Annotated in this window: 18 protein-coding genes and 1 riboswitch; of the genes, 12 read left to right on the top strand and 6 right to left on the bottom strand. The window is 54.2% G+C overall.

The annotated features are described in order from the left end of the window. Positions 1–108: 108 nt before the first annotated feature. Together thiC and H522_RS0102010 are read right to left on the bottom strand one after the other, a co-directional pair. Positions 109–1929, bottom strand: a complete 1821-nt coding sequence (thiC, locus tag H522_RS0102005) for a phosphomethylpyrimidine synthase ThiC (protein ID WP_081411787.1) — start codon at positions 1927–1929, stop codon at positions 109–111. 177 nt (positions 1930–2106) lie between these two features. Continuing rightward, positions 2107–2217: riboswitch (TPP riboswitch) on the bottom strand. 314 nt (positions 2218–2531) lie between these two features. Next, positions 2532–2912: a hypothetical protein gene (locus tag H522_RS0102010; RefSeq protein ID WP_026961025.1), complete on the bottom strand. Its 381-nt coding sequence runs from the start codon at positions 2910–2912 to the stop codon at positions 2532–2534. Between the two features lie 124 nt (positions 2913–3036). Here H522_RS0102010 and H522_RS21385 point away from each other — a divergent pair, with 124 nt between their 5' ends. The 6 genes from H522_RS21385 (at position 3037) to H522_RS0102040 (ending at position 8185) form a co-directional block, all read left to right on the top strand. Beyond that, a complete protein-coding gene (locus tag H522_RS21385; protein ID WP_155836129.1) occupies positions 3037–3180 on the top strand; it encodes a hypothetical protein in 144 nt (47 codons plus the stop codon). 183 nt (positions 3181–3363) lie between these two features. Continuing rightward, positions 3364–4242: a hypothetical protein gene (locus H522_RS0102020; protein WP_026961026.1), complete on the top strand. Its 879-nt coding sequence runs from the start codon at positions 3364–3366 to the stop codon at positions 4240–4242. A gap of 139 nt (positions 4243–4381) precedes the next feature. Further along, the gene (locus H522_RS17030) at positions 4382–4840 is read left to right on the top strand and encodes a phytanoyl-CoA dioxygenase family protein (RefSeq protein ID WP_051343673.1); all 459 of its coding nucleotides are present in this window, start codon (positions 4382–4384) and stop codon (positions 4838–4840) included. A gap of 257 nt (positions 4841–5097) precedes the next feature. After that, positions 5098–6150, top strand: a complete 1053-nt coding sequence (locus H522_RS0102030; RefSeq protein ID WP_026961027.1) for a Bug family tripartite tricarboxylate transporter substrate binding protein — start codon at positions 5098–5100, stop codon at positions 6148–6150. An 18-nt stretch (positions 6151–6168) separates the two neighbouring features. Further along, complete coding sequence (locus H522_RS17035; protein ID WP_051343674.1) at positions 6169–7710, top strand: tripartite tricarboxylate transporter permease; 1542 nt, start codon at positions 6169–6171, stop codon at positions 7708–7710. A 28-nt stretch (positions 7711–7738) separates the two neighbouring features. Continuing rightward, positions 7739–8185: a tripartite tricarboxylate transporter TctB family protein gene (locus H522_RS0102040; RefSeq protein ID WP_281173064.1), complete on the top strand. Its 447-nt coding sequence runs from the start codon at positions 7739–7741 to the stop codon at positions 8183–8185. 174 nt (positions 8186–8359) lie between these two features. Here H522_RS0102040 and H522_RS20260 read toward each other — a convergent pair whose 3' ends face one another. From H522_RS20260 to H522_RS20265, 3 genes are read right to left on the bottom strand one after another with little or no spacing between them, the layout of a single operon-like run. Further along, on the bottom strand, positions 8360–8959 hold the full coding sequence (locus H522_RS20260; protein WP_051343676.1) for a tripartite tricarboxylate transporter TctB family protein: 600 nt from the start codon (positions 8957–8959) through the stop codon (positions 8360–8362). Continuing rightward, the gene (locus tag H522_RS17045; RefSeq protein WP_051343678.1) at positions 8956–10473 is read right to left on the bottom strand and encodes a tripartite tricarboxylate transporter permease; all 1518 of its coding nucleotides are present in this window, start codon (positions 10471–10473) and stop codon (positions 8956–8958) included. The genes H522_RS20260 and H522_RS17045 overlap by 4 nt, the downstream gene beginning before the upstream one ends. 33 nt (positions 10474–10506) lie before the next feature. Then, entirely contained in the window at positions 10507–11412 is a 906-nt protein-coding gene (locus tag H522_RS20265) for a Bug family tripartite tricarboxylate transporter substrate binding protein (protein ID WP_051343681.1), read from the bottom strand. Positions 11413–11961: 549 nt separating this feature from the next. Between H522_RS20265 and H522_RS0102060 the strand changes: the two genes are divergently transcribed. After that, the gene (locus H522_RS0102060) at positions 11962–13200 is read left to right on the top strand and encodes an MFS transporter (RefSeq protein ID WP_245577985.1); all 1239 of its coding nucleotides are present in this window, start codon (positions 11962–11964) and stop codon (positions 13198–13200) included. A 114-nt stretch (positions 13201–13314) separates the two neighbouring features. Here H522_RS0102060 and H522_RS17055 read toward each other — a convergent pair whose 3' ends face one another. After that, positions 13315–14013 (bottom strand): class II aldolase/adducin family protein, encoded by a 699-nt coding sequence (locus tag H522_RS17055; protein ID WP_051343683.1) that lies wholly within the window; start codon positions 14011–14013, stop codon positions 13315–13317. Positions 14014–14221: 208 nt separating this feature from the next. On the opposite strand from H522_RS17055, the gene H522_RS0102070 reads away from it, so the two are divergent. The 5 genes from H522_RS0102070 to H522_RS17060 all read left to right on the top strand — a co-directional run bounded on the left by H522_RS0102070 (position 14222) and on the right by H522_RS17060 (position 18145). Continuing rightward, on the top strand, positions 14222–14758 hold the full coding sequence (locus tag H522_RS0102070) for a cupin domain-containing protein (protein WP_026961030.1): 537 nt from the start codon (positions 14222–14224) through the stop codon (positions 14756–14758). Between the two features lie 52 nt (positions 14759–14810). Next, positions 14811–15410 (top strand): cupin domain-containing protein, encoded by a 600-nt coding sequence (locus H522_RS0102075; protein WP_026961031.1) that lies wholly within the window; start codon positions 14811–14813, stop codon positions 15408–15410. Positions 15411–15458: 48 nt separating this feature from the next. Next, positions 15459–15683, top strand: a complete 225-nt coding sequence (locus H522_RS0102080) for a Rossmann-fold NAD(P)-binding domain-containing protein (RefSeq protein ID WP_162143468.1) — start codon at positions 15459–15461, stop codon at positions 15681–15683. Positions 15684–16138: 455 nt separating this feature from the next. Then, complete coding sequence (locus H522_RS0102085; protein ID WP_026961033.1) at positions 16139–17239, top strand: zinc-dependent alcohol dehydrogenase; 1101 nt, start codon at positions 16139–16141, stop codon at positions 17237–17239. Between the two features lie 138 nt (positions 17240–17377). Further along, on the top strand, positions 17378–18145 hold the full coding sequence (locus H522_RS17060) for an IclR family transcriptional regulator (protein WP_051343686.1): 768 nt from the start codon (positions 17378–17380) through the stop codon (positions 18143–18145). Positions 18146–18311: the final 166 nt, after the last annotated feature.

The following is an 18311-nucleotide window of genomic DNA, read 5'->3' on the forward strand; positions in this document are numbered from 1 at the left end:
CCCGGGTGCGCGGTTCATTCGGATTGCCCGTGTTTCGCCCGCTCCTTGTACGGTTGGCCGGCACGCTGTCGTCTCCCATATCCGCGCCGGCCTCGCACGATTACGCGCCTACCGATACAACTGACCACCGCTCTTCACAAAGTCGCGCGCTTTTTCCTCCATTCCTGCCGCCACTGCCTCCTCCGGTGTGAGGCCATGTGCCGCCGCATATTCGCGTATGTCCTGGGTGATGCGCATGCTGCAGAACTTGGGCCCGCACATAGAGCAGAAGTGGGCTGTCTTGGCCGGTTCCGCAGGCAGCGTCTCATCGTGGTAGGCCAGGGCCCGCTGCGGATGGAGTGAGAGGTTGAACTGGTCACGCCAGCGGAACTCAAAGCGGGCCTTGGACATCGCGTCGTCCCAGGCGCGCGCCCGCGGGTGGCCCTTCGCCAGGTCGGCCGCGTGCGCCGCAATCTTGTAGGCAATCACGCCTTCCCGCACATCGTCTCGATTGGGCAGGCCCAGATGCTCCTTCGGCGTCACATAGCAGAGCATGGCCGTGCCAAACCAGCCAATCATCGCCGCCCCAATGGCGGAGGTGATATGGTCGTAGCCCGGCGCAATGTCGGTGACCAGCGGCCCCAGGGTGTAAAACGGCGCCTCGTGGCAGACCTCCATCTCTCGCTCCACGTTTTCGCGGATTTTGTCCATCGGGATGTGGCCCGGGCCTTCAATCATCACCTGCACGTCGTGCTTCCAGGCAATCTTCGTCAGCTCGCCGAGCGTCTCCAGTTCGGCAAACTGGGCTTCGTCATTGGCATCCGCGATGGAACCCGGGCGCAGCCCGTCGCCGAGCGAAAACGCCACATCGTACGACTTCAGAATCTCGCAGATCTCCTCGAAGTGCGTGTAGAGGAAGTTCTCCTTGTGGTGGGCGAGGCACCACGCGGCCATGATCGATCCGCCTCGCGACACGATTCCGGTCACGCGCTTGGCGGTCAGTGGGATATACGCGAGCCGCACACCGGCGTGGATGGTGAAGTAGTCGACCCCTTGCTCCGCCTGTTCGATGAGGGTGTCGCGGAAGATCTCCCAGGTCAAGTCAGGCGCGCTGCCGCCGACTTTCTCCAGCGCCTGGTAAATCGGCACCGTGCCGATGGGCACCGGCGAGTTGCGGAGAATCCACTCGCGGGTGGTGTGGATGTTTTTACCGGTCGATAGGTCCATCACCGTGTCCGCGCCCCAAAGCGTCGCCCAGCGCATCTTCTCGACCTCATCGTCAATGGAAGAGGCGACGGCGGAGTTGCCGATGTTCGCGTTAATCTTAACGTGGAACTTGCGGCCGATAATCATCGGTTCGCTCTCCGGGTGATTGATGTTGGCCGGTAGAATCGCTCGCCCAGCCGCAATCTCTTGGCGCACCACCTCGGGGTCCATGCCTTCACGGATGGCGACAAACTCCATCTCCGGCGTGATGATGCCTTGGCGCGCGTAATGCAGCTGCGTCACCGTCCGTCCGGGCTTGGCGCGCAGTGGCTTGCGGCGAAGCCCCGCTGGAATTCCTTCACCCAGGCGTGAGGGGTCTTTCACCCCGTCATCCTCCGGCGTCAGCGCCCGGCCCTCGTATTCTTCCACGTCGCCTCGCTCCAGCACCCATGGCCGGCGCAAGGGCGGCAGACCGCGACGCACATCCGTGGTTACGGCCGGATCGCCATACGGGCCGCTCGTGTCGTAGACGCGGAGCGGGGGATTTTCTTGCTCCCCAAACCGGCCCGTAGTCGGCGAGAGGACAATCTCGCGAAACGGTACCCGAATGTCCGGGCGCGATCCAGTGACATACACCTTGCGGCTGTTCGGAAAACACTCGCCATACCCGGACGCCGGCAGGCTAGGGGTGGCCTGCGACGACGCGGGCACAGACACATTCGTCAGGGAAGGGGACTCTGGCATTATAGGACCTCCTCGCGCAGAGGAGCTGGGGATGGGAGAGGGGGCGCGCCCCGCACGGCAGTGGATACGCGGTCGATCCGCTTGCCATTGTCGCCACGGCCATGATTGCGCAGCAATTCGGTCAATCCGAAGGGCAATGAAAAAGGCCGCCGAATGCCACGGCGGCCCAAGTATCGCAACGTATCTTGAGCAATTCCCTACGCTGGCATTACCCAGATCAGGTCTACCGGTCGGCGGCTCACAGCCACCCTCTCAGCCTGGTTCCACCAAGCTCCCGTGCAGTGTTTGGTTGTCGCTTTCAGTGTACCATGCGCGGCTGGGTGGGGCAACCGGATGCGGAGAATTCGGATTCTTGATTGTCTCGCTCTTGTCGCTCATAGTGGCTGTGGTCCTTGCAATACACAAGTAGCCGCCCCCTGTAGGTTCTCGCCTGTGGGGCGGCGACTTGCCCACCAAGAAATGGGCGGGGAACGCCTGAGGCGTCGGTGCCCGGGAGCCGAAGGCTGCCACCTTCGGCTCTCTTTTCATCTTAAGTGTAACACACTGCGAATATACGTCATTGTAGTTCGCGAAAGGCTCCGTCCACCAGCCCTATGGCCGTTCTAGGTCACAGGTGCTTTCTTGACCGTCTGCGCCGTTCGATTTCGCTCTCTAGCGCGACCGCTTCTTCCGCCTCTCCACCACGTCAGAGCCCCTAGTGCAACCGGCGCGATGGCCCACAGTCCCGTCACAAGGTCGGTGAACACGAAACTGGCCCAAGCGCCCGCTAACACCGCCAGAAGGAATAACCCGCAGCCTAGCCAGCGACGAAACAGGGCGGCCACACCACCACACACGCAGAGCAGGGCGAACACCAGCCCCGCGCCACCGTCTCCTTCCAACTGGGGAATGTTTTGCTCGCTCCCAACCTGTGCCAGCATTAGGGCTTGCCAGCCGCTCACGACCGCGACAACCGCCGATACACCCAGCACGACAAACCGCATCGTCCGCCCTCCCATTGGATGTGCGAATCTCCCTACACTGTCGCTTTCCAACGTCTATACAGCTATCGTTCAACTTTTGTGGTCCATCCATCTTCTATGAATCTATGATCAGGAGGACAAGTTGATGCCATGGAACGCCGTCATAGATCAACAGGTGGGACAGTCTCCATGCAAGGTGTCCGTCGGGCAGCGCGTGAAGGCTCTACTCGAAACGGTGGAGGTGGTTCGCTTAGTGCCGTACAACCTCCGACAATCTGGACGAAACTGAACGAGCATGGTATGCGAAAACAGACGCTGACTTTGAAAAACGAAAATTAGTAAGATAGTAAGGAACGACTAGTAAGGGACCACGAAGAAAGACACGGGGAGGCGTGACCCAAACGACACTGCGTTCTACGATTATTCCGTGAGAGCTGACAAAGATGAACAACGTAGAAAGGGAGTATGTGACATGCCGACCAAAATTGAAATCGCGACAAGGCAACGCATTCACGACGAGTGGCCTCGGTTTCACGTCTTTTGGGATGCCACCAAGAGCCACGTAAAAAGCGGGCGAGTGCTCAAAGAAAGCGACGTCCGAGCGGTGCTGGAACGGTTGCTGAGCGACGTTCTCGGTTATGAACCCGACCAGATTGACCGTGAAGCCGATTACGCAGATTTCTTGATTCTCTATCAAGGGATGAAACTGGCCGTCGTAGAAACCAAGGACTGGGGGGCTTTTCAAAGCGACGCCACACTGGAGAGTGCGCTTCGACAAGCCGCAAACTACGCTGACCGACACCGAGCCAAATACTTGTTCGCCTGCGATGGGGAAACACTCGTCCTTGCAGAACGCGAGGACGATCAGATATATGTCAAGATTCTCGTTCCCATCCACGATTCAGAACCTGCGGACGACGTCTTTTATTTCACGCATTATGGCCTCTCCAAAGTGCCAAAAGCCGTGCAGCGTACGATAGAACACTCGGTGGAGACGATAGACCCGAAATTATATAAATCGCATCATGGAACGAAGCTGCCCTACAAGTCTTTCGCATACATAGGCGACTTGCGTGACAAGAAAACGTGGAAACTGCCTTACCTGCTGGAGGACGGAAAAACCGTCGATACAGGCCGCATTGACAAGGCCGTTAGCTACATTTGGGGTCAAGGCGGTTATCGAGGCGCGAAGTCCAAAGGACGCTTGCCCGAAGAAGCCCTTCCCGACGTAGCGAAAAAATTGGCGAGAGCCTACCAACAACTCGGTCGTTGGTCGAAGGACGACAAATCGAAGGCAGTTCAAATGCTGTGGCAATACCTCGAAAGTCGAGGCGAGACCGATCTTCGGTAAAGGGCGTGTGTAGTCATGGGGATTAGCAACAAGTTTAAATTATGCGCTTTTGAACAGCTTGATTGAAAAGGCTGTCGCAAAATACCATATAGACAAACCAACTGGGACGGGCAAACCCGGGGGGGGACACCTGGATGGCATGCATACTCCAACGAACGGAGTGCCCAAAGGAACCATCCAAAATTTCACGATGCTCGTGGGTGTCTACCTGAGCTCTGTCCGCCAAGAAAATGCCGGCAACTTTACGGTCTGGCCCGGGACCCACCGTATCTTTGAAAAGTACTTCCGGGAACACGGCGCGGAATCGCTGCTGGATGGCATGCCAAAGGTCGACATGCCCAAACCCCTGCAATTGATGGTGGAACCGGGCGACGTCGTGTTCGCGCACTATGAGCTCGCACACGCTCCGAACATTTCACCGAATGTGCGCTATGCAATTTATTTCCGGGTTACGCACCGAGAATTTGACCGCAACCATTGGCAAGCGACAAACCGCATAGTCCGCCCTCCCATTGGATGTGCGAATCTCCCTACACTGTCGCTTTCCACATTCTACCCATCTGTCGATCCGATTTTGGTCTATCCATCCTCCTCATGATGTGGTTCTGACCAGCCTCACATTCAACCAAAGAGGGGTGGATGGCTCATATTTATGCCCAGGGTCGCCATCCCTTTTTACACAGCATACCGGACTCTATTTTGTTCTGCTATATGAAACACGGCATTAGACAGCCGATATGCGACTGATATACTGAAAATCTAGAATACAGCTCTATTTATATTCTTTCGTGAGTTCCGGGTCGGACGAGGCGGGTTTCGTGGATTCCGGAACGACATAATAGGAGGGGACCGGCATTGAGGTTTAATCGGGGCAAGCGGTCCAAGTGCCGCCGGATGCAAAACATGATAGCTGTTCTCGGCTTAGGGGGGATACTGACCACGGCAGGGGGGTGTGGTGCCACGTCCGCAGGTGCAGGTAACACCAGCTCGGTCACCAAACAAGGGGACTCATCTTATCCTGAACACACGATAACATTCATTGTTCCGTATGCTCCAGGCGGGGACTTTGATACCACAGCGAGACTCCTTGCACCCTATCTTACAAAATACCTGCCTCATCACCCGTCCGTGATTGTCAAGAATGTTCCTGGCGGTAACAGTGTGATTGGAGACATGCAGGTTATCAATGCGCAACCGGATGGATACACCATCGGCTATTTCACGCTTCCAGGGATTGCGCTCGGACCACTGATTGGTCAGGGGAACTACGACCTTACGAAGGTCTCGTGGGTTGGGCAGGTGTTCGCGATGCCCTATGTGGCTGCGGCCTCAAAGCACTCCGGTTTGAATAGCCTGCGGGATGTACAAAAGGCTTCACATCTAAAAGTAGGGACCACGGGTATTACGACGACGGCCGGGTTGATTAGCTTCATCACCTTGAAGTCGTTGGGTATAAAGAACTCTACTACGGTACCTAGCGGTGGAAGCTCCCAAAGTGTGCTCGCTGCCTCTCAGGGTACTGTGGACTTGGTTCAATTTCCGTATCCGGCGTTGCGCCAGGAGATGTCAGCCGGCCTATTGAAGCCCTTGTGGGTGAACGCGTCACAAAGACTACCCCAGCTACCGAATGTCCCGACCATTGCTCAGTTGGGCCATCCGGAGCTTGCGGCCATCGCAAGGCTGGTAGGTGTGGTGGGCACAACACCAGGTGTCCCACAGGAGAATTTGACCGTTTTACGGAGTGCGCTCAAGAAGGCGGTTCATGATCCGGAGTTCATATCGAAAATGAAGGCGGCCAACGAGTCGACGCAATATCTGGATGGGCAGGACACCCTCAAGGAGGTCCGTACGGATATTCAGTTGATGAAAAAGTACGCTCCGGAGATCAAGGCAGAAATCAATCACTGACGGAAAGGAGTGCTGCGTGTGTTTGCCCACCTCGTACCTGCCGTCGGGGCATTTTTTGCCTGGCCAGCGCCTTTGTTTTTGGTGATTGGGGTACTCGTAGGCATGTTGTTCGGCATCCTTCCAGGCTTAGGCGGACCGCAGGTTTTGGCTTTACTGACGCCTATAACATACAAAATGGACCATACGTCAGCAATTGTGATGATGATTGGTGCGATGAGTGCGATTCCGCTGTCTGGCTCCCTCACTGCGATTCTGCTCAATCTTCCGGGTCACGCACCGAGTGTCGCGTCCAGTTTTGACGGGTATCCACTGACGCGTCAAGGCCGCGGCGGGTACGCAGTAGGGGCCTCCGCGATGAGTGCCATCCTGGCCGCGGTGATTGGTGCCGTCTTACTCACGCTGATTCTACCGCTGGGTGAGCGGGTGGTGCTGGCCTTCTCGTATCCCGAGTTCTTTATGATGGCTCTTACCGGTCTGAGCATGGTAGCCGTAATCTCCCAGAAGGGGTCCATTTGGAAAGGAATGATAACGGTTGCACTCGGTCTGATGATCGCGTTCATCGGGTCCGATCCGGTAACAGGAACGGTCCGGTTCACGTTTGGCAACTTATACTTGTACAACGGAATTGATATCGTTCCCGCTTTAATTGGACTGTTTGCCATCAGCCAGGCTATCGACATGATCTTGCAAGGCGATAGGATGGCCGAAACGGCAAACATAGGGAGTCGGCTGCATGGTGTGTGGGCCGGGATGAAGTCGGTCTTTCACCACTTTGGTGCGTTTTTCGGCGGTAATCTCGTCGGGACCCTGATGGGAATGATTCCGGGAGTCGGAGGTTCAATCACGACCATTATTGCGTACGGTCAGACCGTACAATTTAGCAAGCATCCGGACCGTTACGGGACGGGAGAAATCGGTGGTGTCATCGCGCCCGAGGCCGCGAATAATTCCAAGGATGCAAGCGGATTCATTCCGACGTTGTTATTTGGTATCCCAAGCCATGTGGAAATGGCTGTGCTGCTCGGAACACTGACCGTTCTGGGAATTGACCCAGGACCTCGACTCGTACAAACGGCTCCAGATAAGGTGTTGATGGTCATCTATGCCTTGGTAGTCGGCAACGTGCTCACTGCCGCTATCGTTTTGGCTGTCGGAGGTTACCTCACCCGACTCATATTGGTTCCCAAACGCATTCTTGCGCCCATCATCATGGCGCTGTCGGTCGTGGGAGCCTTTGCGTTGAACGGCTTAATCGGTGACGTGGCCGTCGCCCTGGTATTTGGTGTATTAGGGTTTATCATGGACCGGTTCGAATTTCCGAAAATCAACCTCGTAATCCCCCTGATGGTTGGTAGTTTGATGGAAACGTCATTCAACCAGACGTTGTTGGCCATGGGATGGAAGGGCTTTTTCACCCGGCCCATCTCAGTTGGACTGCTGTGCGTGGTGTTGATTGTACTATTCCTTGCATTTCGTCCCGGCCGCTCGAAAAAGCAAATCGGTGCTAGGAAGGTGAGTACCGTCGGTGAAATTCACGGAGAAATTCACAACGTCGATTGACACGCTACTCGTCGATCTCGCCTTATTGGTGATATTCCTCGCATTTGCCGTGGTAGGGGGGACGTACCCGTTCATGGCGCGCGAACTCCCCTTGCCAATCGCGATTACGGGCTGTATTTTGACCTTCTTCTTGTTTCTCGCCGACTTATCTCCGAGACTCCGTAAAATTTTGAGGTTCGTGTATAGTCAAGGGAGAGGTTCAAGTACCTCTTTTTCTACGGCTTCGCCTGTTCGGGAAACCTCGGGTCTTTCAGCCCGGGAATGGCTGCGGCTGCTGAGATGGGTTTGTTGGCTCACTGCGTTTGCGGTGGGGATGAAGGTCATGGGCTATTTGGTTGCCACTGGGTTGTTCGTGTTTCTGGTAACTTGGTTAGAAGGACGCATTCCGTGGTGGAAGTCTCTAGTATCCGCAGTCGGCACATGTATCTTCTTCTACATCGTCTTCAATCTGTTTCTGTCGGTTTCCTTCACATAGGGGCGGCGATGCTCTGCCCAGCGGACCCCTGGTTGCCTTCAGCTACATCGGGAGCTCAAGGCGGCCAGGGGTCTAACGCGTCAAATGAGAGGTATATTGCATTCAAATTCTGGTTGCGGCACTTTCTTCTTGCGGCGCGGTACGAAAATTGAGGGTTGATACCGCCGCTGTACCTCATCCAGCTAGGGACGTGAATATCAGTCCGTTGTACAGGTGTAATCCGAGAAGTTGGTCAAACACACCGAACGTGATAGCGCCCATCACGATGGCGGAAACAATGGCCAGTTTCCAGTTCCGCTGGTTCTTTTGCAAGGTAAAGTAGGCTAGAAAGAACAGAGGAATACTAACAAGAAATCCAAACAAGAACAAGCCTGCCACGAGCCCGGCGGACCAGAGAATGGCCGTCCATTGGCGAACGTTCTCACTTCGTTCAGTTTCTGTCGCTTGGGAAAGAAGCGCCGAAGCGGAGTTCATCTCGGCCATGGATTCACGTGTCTCGGCCGTGGGTGAGTTCACTAGGGCATCGGGGTTTCTCGCCAAAGCAGATACTCGGTCACCGGATACTCTCTCCACGTTGCGCTGGTGCGTGAATGGGCGCAACGCAGGGACAAAATTTCCAATCAGCTGAACCACTCCCACCACCAAGGCAGCTATCCCCACGACCATCGGGATCAATCGCCCGGCCGGTGGATAATGCATAGAGACCCCGATATACCACGCTGAAACCACCACCCAGGCGATATCAATAAAAAATTCTCCGCGCAGGACTTTCACAGACTCGCCTCCTTTGGCTTGTGAGCCGGCACATGCTTCTTGGAACGGCGCACGTAGGGTCCGATGACCAATGCCAGGATGATAGCGACCATAAGGTCGGTCAGTGGGCGTTCAAATATCCTCCAACCCTGCAATTGTTGGACGAGGTATAGGTTTTTTTCAGCGACGGAACCAAGAATGTAGCCAATCATCGCTGCGGGGATTGAGTATTGGAATCGCTTCATCATCAGGCCAACCAATCCGAAACCCAGCATGACCACAATCTGCCCCATGTCCCTTTCGGCAGCGTAGACACCCAATGTGCCGAGCGCCAGAATAAAGGGTACGATAATTCGACTGGGCAGCTGACTTAATTTCGCCAGATGGGGAGCCATCCCTAAACCCATGGCACTCGAGAGCACGCTGCCAATCGCAATGACCAGAGCCATCGCGAAAACGGCGTCAAGATGCTGGTTCAGCATGGACGGTCCGGGTACCACTCCTAAAATCGTAAATCCACTCATCAAGACGGCCATTCCGACGCCTCCCGGAACGCCCAGGGCCACTGTGGGAATGAGGTTGCCTGCCTCCTTGGAAATCGAGGACGATTCCGGAGCGATAATGCCTTCTGGAATGCCCGTTCCGAATTTCTCCGGGTGTTTGGAGGTCTTGACTGCTTGCCCGTACGAGATGAAGTTCGCCGCTACCCCTCCAATGCCGGGCACCACTCCGAGCAGGGTGCCCAGAATCGCGGAGCGTATCATCAACCAGGAGTGCTGGAACACATCTCGAATCCCATCTGCGACTCGAGCACCGGGGGCGTTTCCTTTGAATCCAATCTTGGTGGATTGTGCTGCCACCTTGTTTTTCGCGTAAAGAGAATACATTTCCGCAAATGCAAACAAACCCAGGGCAACCGCGGTAATATTAAAACCGTTGTAGAGGGACATCAGGTTGAAGGTGAACCGCTGCACGCCCGTAATCGGGTCGTAACCCACGAACGATATCATTAAACCAAACAAACCAGAGAGCAAACCTTTAGTCAGCGATCCGGACCGCATTTGTCCAATCAGGACAATGGCCAAAATGGCCAGCATTAGATATTCAGACGGCTGAAACAAATGAATGAGTTGATACATCAAGGGTATGACAGCCAGCAAAAGGACAACGCCAATCCAGCCGCCGATGGTCGTGGAAACGGCGGATACCCCAAGCGCTCTGGCCGCTTTCCCTTGCCGGGTCATGGCGTATCCGTCAAAGGTGGTGGCGGCGGATTCGGGAGCGCCCGGAGTGTTCAACAGAATGGCCGTGATGGAGCCGCTGAAGTAGATGCCCGTGTGCGCAGCTAACAGCAGGCTGAGTGCTGGAATTACGGGCATACCGTAAATAAAGGGAAGAAGCATGGTGAGCAGCACGGCTCCACCCAGGCCAGGAATGGTACCAATTAACGTGCCGAGCAGCGAGCCCAGCAGCAAGAGCAGCATTCCATGTACCGTCAGAAGCGAAGAAAATCCAGCCAATATTGCGGAAAACACAGTACCACCTCCTTGGAAGCTGCCGGTAGGAATCTACTTTGCTTGCAGTAAAGGTTTCAGGTCACTCGTATTCGCCACGGCGTTTTGCGCAATCTTCGCTAAATCGGTTCCCGATAGGTAGCCTACATAGAGGTTTTCCTTCTTTGCCTGGGCAACAAACGACGGATCGGACATGGCTTTCTGGAATGCGTCTCGCAGTGCGGCCACACGATCTGTTGGGATACCGGGAGGTGCGATGAACGCATGACCGAGGTCATTGATCTTCGCCATTTCTTTTAGGGCATTGATTTTCTGTTCGCTGAGTCCCGCTTGTTGTGCCAGCTGGATGACCGTAGGCACATTGGGTAACTTGTCAAATGGTTCTGCGGATTGTAAGAGTACGACCTTGGCTTGATCGGGAATCTCCGCGATGTCGGAGGCAGACAACGAAATGGTATCGCCGTTCCCACTCAGGAACGAAGCCTTCTCATCCTTGCTGCCACTGAACGCAGCGACCATCGTGAATGGAATGTTGAACGCATTCAGCGCAATGACCGCCGAGTTGTAATCTGAGCTGCCCTTGCCGGTTGCCAGAGCCTTGATCGTTTTCTGGGTATGCAGCAAGTCCTGAAAGGACTTGTATTGGCCATTGGTGTGAACGGCGATAATATGAGGGTCATCGTCCGGTCGTCCAATCCACGTTAGTTTCGTCACATCGAAGTTCGTACCTGGAGCGTTGTCGATTTGGTCGAATACATCGCCGCCAGCGTTTGTGTCGCCAATGGTGAGACCGTCCGGCTTTGCGTTGTAAATCTGATTTGTACCGACAAGTCCGCCGCCCCCTGGGACGTTCACAACCTCAACTTTGCCCAAGCCCAGATACTTCTGGAGGTAGGGAGCAATTAGGCGAGCCCACTGATCATAGCCGCCTCCGGGACCGTACGGAACGATAATCTGCATCGTTTTTCCTTTGAAGAAATCTGAAGCTGACTTTGCGGAGCCCGTGTTGCCTGTCGATGTGCTGTTTTGATTCCCTGTGGTGCTCCCGCTTGTTGCGACGGAGTTGGGGGAGCTACCACTGGTTCCACATCCAACAGCAACAGAAGAAAGCGTTAACATAGACGCGGCAATGGTTAACCACTTACGATTCCCCATCTTATCCTCCCCTTCACATGGACCAAAGTGCTTGTTTTTGCTTTGTACTAATGACACTCGGTTTTGAATCTTTGATGAATAACTTGTGGCCCAGTATAGGGCATTGGATCGGAAGAGAAGGCCGCACTTTCTTGCATATGGAACACAATTTCATTGCGTTCGCGAGCGAAGTGCAAACGTTTCGTATGTAAGAATCCAGTCCTGTCGAGCCTTCGTGAGACCCCTATACTGAAACAGACATGTTGGGTTGCGTTACAAGCAGGTGGAGCCCATAGGCGCAGATGGATTTGGGACAGTACAGAACGGGGCTGGGATACGGAATGAGAAGAGGAGGTGCACATTGTCGTGCAGGATATGGTTGTGTCGTACTTGTCAGAAGACAATCCACGCGAGGCAAATTTGCGGTTGAGTCTACTGAGTACCGCCCATGCCATCACCCATATGCGAGGCGCTATATTGCCTTTGATCTACCCACTGTTAATGAAATCCATGGGATTCGGATACGTTGATCTAGGCACGATGTTAACCATCACTCGCGTGATTGGGGGACTGCTGCAGGGTGCCGGCGGCTACCTCGCCAGGTATCTATCAGGCCGTAATATCATCGCCTACGAGAACATTGGCGTTGGTTTAGGAACGGGGCTTTGTGGGTTAGTTCATAATTACGCCGAACTGACGGGGATTGTCACGTTGGGTCAAGTGGCGGCTAGCCCGCATCATCCGGTTGCGAGCTCCATGCTCGGTAAATGGTTCAGCCGTGAACGACGAGGAGCAGCCCAAGCGACTCACTTTGCGGTAGCTAACATCGCAACCGTTGTGTCGCCTCTCATCGCCACGGTGCTGATCCCTTTGGTTGGATGGCGGAACACTCTGTATTGGTTGAGTCTACCCGCATTCGCGGTGGCGGCACTATTGTTCGTGTACCTGCCCTCAGAAACGGTTGCTCCTCAATCGAAACATGGTGCGGTCCATGCGGGGAATGGATTCTTCGGGCCATTGAAGAATCCGCGAGTTCGGAGGCTCATTGCCACGGCGTCTGTGACGGCAGGGGGGAAGGGGCTTGGCATCTTACAGACGTTTGTACCCCTGTTCCTGTTAAATCAGTTACACTTCAGCAAGGGGTTCACCGGTATCCTGTTTACTCTTTTTACGGTCACGAGTGTGGTAGGCCCGGTACTGGCGGGGCGTCTCTCGGACAGGTTTCATCGCTCTAAGGTGCTTAGTTTTTGGTTATTCGGAGCCGCGTTTCTGGGGATTGGTCTAGCTTTCCTGGCGTCTTTCAATGTTTGGTTGCTGACTGTGTTGCTTGTTGTCTTCGGCATATTTGTGTATGGTTATAGCCCAATTGAGCAGACGCTGGTCTCGGACATCACTGCCCAGTCAGAGCACGCCAACGCCTACAGTCTGTTCTTCGGGATCACGTATGGTGCTTCGGCTGTGTGGCCCCTCATCTTGTCTTTTGTGGTCGAACATTTGGGATTTACCGCCTTCTTCTTGGTCGTGGCAGCATCTTACGTGGTTGGTGGATTGATTTACGTCACGAGCAATTGGTCCACACCCGCAGCGTCAAATACGGGTACACAGTCGATGTAAATCCTACAAACGCACCTGGCGGGGGAATGGCTCCTATGACGGGAAAGAGGCGGCCCCCTTCATCCGTTCCTCAGGTGCGTTTGCCAAACACTTTGAGGGCTGTTCGACGCGATGTTACAAGATGCCGATGAACGTTCCTTCACGCGAAGTCTTCTCGTAATAATAGGTCCAAGACTTTTCAATATTTTTTGGAGTCCACAGAGCCGCGCCAATGCGATCGATTTCGTCGTCCTCCAATTGGGCGTTTGGATTGAGCAAGCGAGCGAAAACCTGTCGTTGAGAATTGATCTCCAGATATTTTGCGAGTACCAAGACTTCCTCCAGAGAATTTCCGGCTGTCACTACGCCATGCCCCCGTAATAGCAAGACCTTGTTTGTGCCGAGACAGTGAGCAACTTCACGACCGCGCTCTGCGTCGCTGATAGAATCTGGATCTTGATAAACTGGAATGTCCCTGCCTAGAACGCACGTGACAGAACTGACCGGTCTGGGGGCAATACCGGCAACGCTGATGATATTGCTCCAGTGGCCGTGAAAGTGTGCAATCGCATGAACATCCGGTCGTAGTCGATAGATTTCAGAGTGAAGATAAACTTCGTTTGGAGGCTCTTGCTCACCCTGTTTCAATTTTCCGTCCCAATCCACCAGAATCAGATCCCTTAATGTGACGGTCCCGCGAGCGGCCTGTCGGCCATGGGTTAAAAAGCCATCTTCTACACGGACACTTACGTGGCCATTCATATCGAAGAGATCCAGCGCTTCGAACAGTCGGACGGTCACAGCCAATCGGGTTTTTATGTCGAATTTCCGCACGAATTGCACCTCCGTATCCTATCCGTCTAAGACTTCGTTACGTAGCTCGATTGTATAGTGGCCTCATCTTCGATGGGTATGGACTGTTCTACATAAAAGAAACTGAAGTTTATCACGTCAGCGTTCCGTATAGAAGAAAGTGATTTATCTAACGATTCGGTCCTGGATGTATATTATCCCCATGAAGGATTGTGAGGGAGGGATACATGTGGGGAGCGAATCGCACTACCACAGCAAGAAAGACCGGGTATTTGTACGAGCAATTCAGGGTGAATACAGTCTGAAAAAGGAACTAGAGCGATTACGGTCACTGCCTCGAGTTCGGCGCGGTGACGAAATTAAGTTTACGGACGGACCTCAGACGTTCAGCAAGCACTACATTGAACCGGTCGACGGACTCGGTCAAACACTGCATATTCACGTAGAGGAATATGCACCCGGAGGGAAGTCGCAGAAACACGGACACGTCAACGAAGCGGCATTCTACATTCTCGACGGCAGCGGGTACGAGATCCATGACGGGATTCGCTACGATTGGCAGGCAGGCGACGTCGCCATCGTACACAACAACTGCGTCCATCAGCACAATAACGCGGACCCTTTCAAACCCGCGCGAGCACTGGTCATCAAGACAAAACCCATGTATATGTTCATGAACATGTTGTTCCAGAAAACGGTGATTCCGCGTCCAACGGAGCCGACGCCGAACGGTGTGGGCTTCGTGCCGCGGACCGACGAAGAGTGACGTTTTTCTAGTGTGGTCAGGGCGCAAAAAAGCAGAATGGGAGGCTACGAACATGGCTTGGGGAGAGTCGAAGGTGTGGAATCAAGGGGATGAAACCCTGTCGTTCTATCAGGACATGTTAGATGATGCAACGGAGAGACCACAGCGCGACCAAGGGAGGAAAAAAATCATTCACCCCTGGGAGATGCCGTGGGAACTGGCGCCCCAGGGCATCCTCAAACACATGATTAACGAACAGATGAACACGCGAATGGAGACAGTCGACGCCTACATGCAGGTGATTCCGCCCGGCAGCCGATCTGGGAAACACCGTCATCTCGCGGAGGAATGCTTGTACGTTTTGGAAGGTCGAGGATACGACCTTCACCAAGACTGTGATGTAGAGATAACCGACACATACCATTGGAAGCCACAGGATGAAGTGAAGCGGTTCGAATGGAAGGCAGGCGACGTGATCTACATTCCACCGAATACGATTCACCAGCATTTCAATGCCAACCCCGACAAGCCAGCAAGACTGATTTCGGCCATCAACCGCATCTACAAATATTCGGGGTTAAATGACTTGGAACAACTGGAAAACGCTCCAGAGTATGTGCCTAATCAACGAATTGATGCGGAATGGGTGGCGGCGGTTCTCCAACGTCGATAGATTGGGTTCGTTATGTGGATAGATGGACAAGAGGCAGGAGTGGTGGGTGTGGATTCGGATTATTACGGATTGCATTGCGGAAAAATCGTAGCCATTCTGGGATACCGCGAGGACGGAAGATGGTACGCGCAGCAATTACGACAACGTGGTATCACCGTTATCTTTGGGATTCGCGAGGATAGAGACGAGTGGGAAGTCGCCCGCCGCAATGGAGAGGACGTCCGTACTCCGGAAGAAGCGGCACGCTTGGCGGACATCATTCAAGTCTGGTAGACCTGGGACGCACGGGCGGGGGACAGTCAGAGATTCAGACTTGGTAGTTGCGAGAGGGATTCTGTGGGAAAGTTGCAATTATCTTTTGCGTGTTGGAATTATGACCGGGTGGCGGCATTGTTTGACGGCTCCGTAACAGTGCAAGGTGTGGACTTGAATCCCTTATCTATGGAAGTGGAAGAGACGTTTTGGCGTATGATGCGCCACCAGGAATTCGACGTGGCTGAACTGTCTCTGTCTTCATATTTAATCGCTCGTGATCGGGGGTTTCCGTGTTTCACGGCAATCCCTGTGTTCCCTTCGCGAGCGTTTCGCCATGGGTGTATCTTTATCAACAACGATCTAAGGTGTACAAAAAAATCACAAAATATATCTATTTTAATGATAAATTTCTAGATTTGAACTGGTGGGGTTTCATTTCATGTGCGAATATATAGGTGGGAAGGTGCACATTTATGGGCAACACGGTGTTGGCAGCGGTCGCTTGCGCTCCGAAACAAACGGAACTGCGGGAATTTCCGATGCCCGAGGTACCACATGATGGTGGCCTCCTGCAGGTAGAGACGGTGGGCGTTTGTGGAACCGATGTCGCCAATTACGCGACAATTCAGCGACCGCGCATCCTCGGTCATCATGTCGTGGGGTTTGTTGCCGGAATCGGGAGGGATGCTGCAGAGCGGTGGGGGCTCCGTGAAGGAGATCGAGTAGCCATGGAGGAGTACATTCCATGCGGGCAATGCAGGGAATGCCGGCAGGGGAGGTATCGTGCGTGCGCCTTTACGGACTCCCGACGAGGCGGCCTACGGTACGGAAATACACCGATTGACGTAACTCCGGCCTTGTGGGGTGGATTTGCGGAATACCTCTACCTTCATCCCAACGCGGTCATGCATCGCATGCCTGAGCACGTTTCTCCAGTGGAAGCAGTGATGACATTGCCACTCGCGAATGGCTTCGAGTGGATGGATATGGAGTGCCATGTGAGATTCGGCCAAATCGTGGTTATTCAGGGGCCTGGGCAGCAAGGACTGGCTTGTCTGTTGGCCGCCAAAGCCTTGGGCGCGACCGTAATCGTGGTTGGCCGTGAAAGCAGTCGTAAGCGACTTGAATTGGCACGGCAACTCGGTGCGGACGCCATCGTCAATGTGACGCGTGAGGACTTGCTTGACAAGGTACTCGACTTCACGGGAGGAAGACGTGTAGACGTGGCCATTGATGTGACATCGGGGGGATGGGAGCCGGTCAAACAGTCCTTCGAGATCGTGAGGCGCGGTGGGATTGTGGCGTTGGCCGCTTATAAACACCAGACAATCCCGGAATGGGACATCGACCAGGTGGTGGCGAAGTCCCTCATTGTGAAAGGGTTACGTGGTCATAGCCATCAGTCTGTCGAAATGGCCATCGACTGCATTGCTTCCCGTCGATTTCCGATACATCTGCTAAACTCCCACCATTTTGGCTTACAGGATACGGATATGGCACTTCGGACGGCTGGCGGAGAGGGCGAACCGAATCCCTTATTGGTGGCCGTATCTCCTGGGTTGGGCGAAAGGTAACGAGGATAAGGTTGTTGGGTGTCTCCATTGCGACTTTATACAAAAAACGGTCTGGACGACCAGGGGGCTGGTCGTCTGCCGGATATAACGGCCGCTCAGGTGTGCGGATCGCGTACGTGTATAGGGGGGATACATGTAGTGGCTCGAGAAATGGCACATCTGTCATCGGTTCACAATGCCATTCGTATTTTACACGAGTTTTCCGATGAAAAGCCGGAGATGGGAATAAGCGAGTTGAGCGCTCGTCTTGGCATCGCGAAGAGTACCGTCTACCGGCTTTTGCATACGCTCGGCGAAATGCGATTGGTGGATCAGGATGCCCGCACACATAAATACCGCCTTGGGCTAGGACTTTTCGTGCTTGGTTCTATCCCGTACCGATGCATGGAAATCCGTGTCAAATCGTTCCCGTTGCTGGTGGATCTCATGCATCGGGTACGCCGGGTGGTCCGACTGGCGGTTTATGACCGCGGGGCTGTCGTGTATCTGTGTAAGTTGCCTGAGGACAAAGAGACGACCCGGTTCAGCAGTGCCGGAAAGCGAGTGGATTGTCACAGTACGGCAGTCGGAAAGCTATTGCTGGCGTATCAAGACGAGGAAGAAATCACGCGTGTCTTGTGCAGACCTCTGAAAGCGCATACGAAACGGACCATTGTAGATCCAGAGGTCATTCGAGAACAGTTATCGGCGATCCGCAGGAACGGGTACGCCACTACCTACGAAGAGTCAACCAAGGGTGTATGTTCGGTTGCCGTACCCGTATGCTCGGAGGGGGGGCGAGTGCTCGCAGCGTTGAGTATTACTGTTAGTAAATCGGAATTCTTTCCCCACCAGATTCAGACCTATGTGCGTGAAATGCGTGTGTATAGCCGACTGATCACGGAGCAGCTAGACGCTATCGAATAATACCTATCGGGAATTATCTGCGCATCTGTATTGCCTTTTGCGGTCTTATCGGCGCACCCCGGGTTGAGACCGAAAAAATTCTTTGGTGGTGTTCCACAGACCGGAAACCATGGCCCTCCCTGCACGTCTCTACACCTACAATGACCATTGAGAAGAGAACGACACT

It is taken from the genome of Alicyclobacillus herbarius DSM 13609 (assembly GCF_000430585.1).
GTDB lineage: Bacteria > Bacillota > Bacilli > Alicyclobacillales > Alicyclobacillaceae > Alicyclobacillus_G > Alicyclobacillus_G herbarius.

What these genes read in the sequence shown, in the direction of transcription:
- H522_RS20265 (WP_051343681.1), bottom strand. Translation starts at nt 11,412, where the DNA reads ATGCAGATTATCGTTCCGTACGGTCCCGGAGGCGGCTATGATCAGTGG.
- H522_RS0102020 (WP_026961026.1), top strand. Translation starts at nt 3,364, where the DNA reads ATGCCGACCAAAATTGAAATCGCGACAAGGCAACGCATTCACGACGAG.
- thiC (WP_081411787.1), bottom strand. Translation starts at nt 1,929, where the DNA reads ATGCCAGAGTCCCCTTCCCTGACGAATGTGTCTGTGCCCGCGTCGTCG.
- H522_RS0102010 (WP_026961025.1), bottom strand. Translation starts at nt 2,912, where the DNA reads ATGCGGTTTGTCGTGCTGGGTGTATCGGCGGTTGTCGCGGTCGTGAGC.
- H522_RS17030 (WP_051343673.1), top strand. Translation starts at nt 4,382, where the DNA reads ATGCATACTCCAACGAACGGAGTGCCCAAAGGAACCATCCAAAATTTC.
- H522_RS0102085 (WP_026961033.1), top strand. Translation starts at nt 16,139, where the DNA reads ATGGGCAACACGGTGTTGGCAGCGGTCGCTTGCGCTCCGAAACAAACG.
- H522_RS0102060 (WP_245577985.1), top strand. Translation starts at nt 11,962, where the DNA reads ATGGTTGTGTCGTACTTGTCAGAAGACAATCCACGCGAGGCAAATTTG.
- H522_RS21385 (WP_155836129.1), top strand. Translation starts at nt 3,037, where the DNA reads ATGCCATGGAACGCCGTCATAGATCAACAGGTGGGACAGTCTCCATGC.
- H522_RS0102075 (WP_026961031.1), top strand. Translation starts at nt 14,811, where the DNA reads ATGGCTTGGGGAGAGTCGAAGGTGTGGAATCAAGGGGATGAAACCCTG.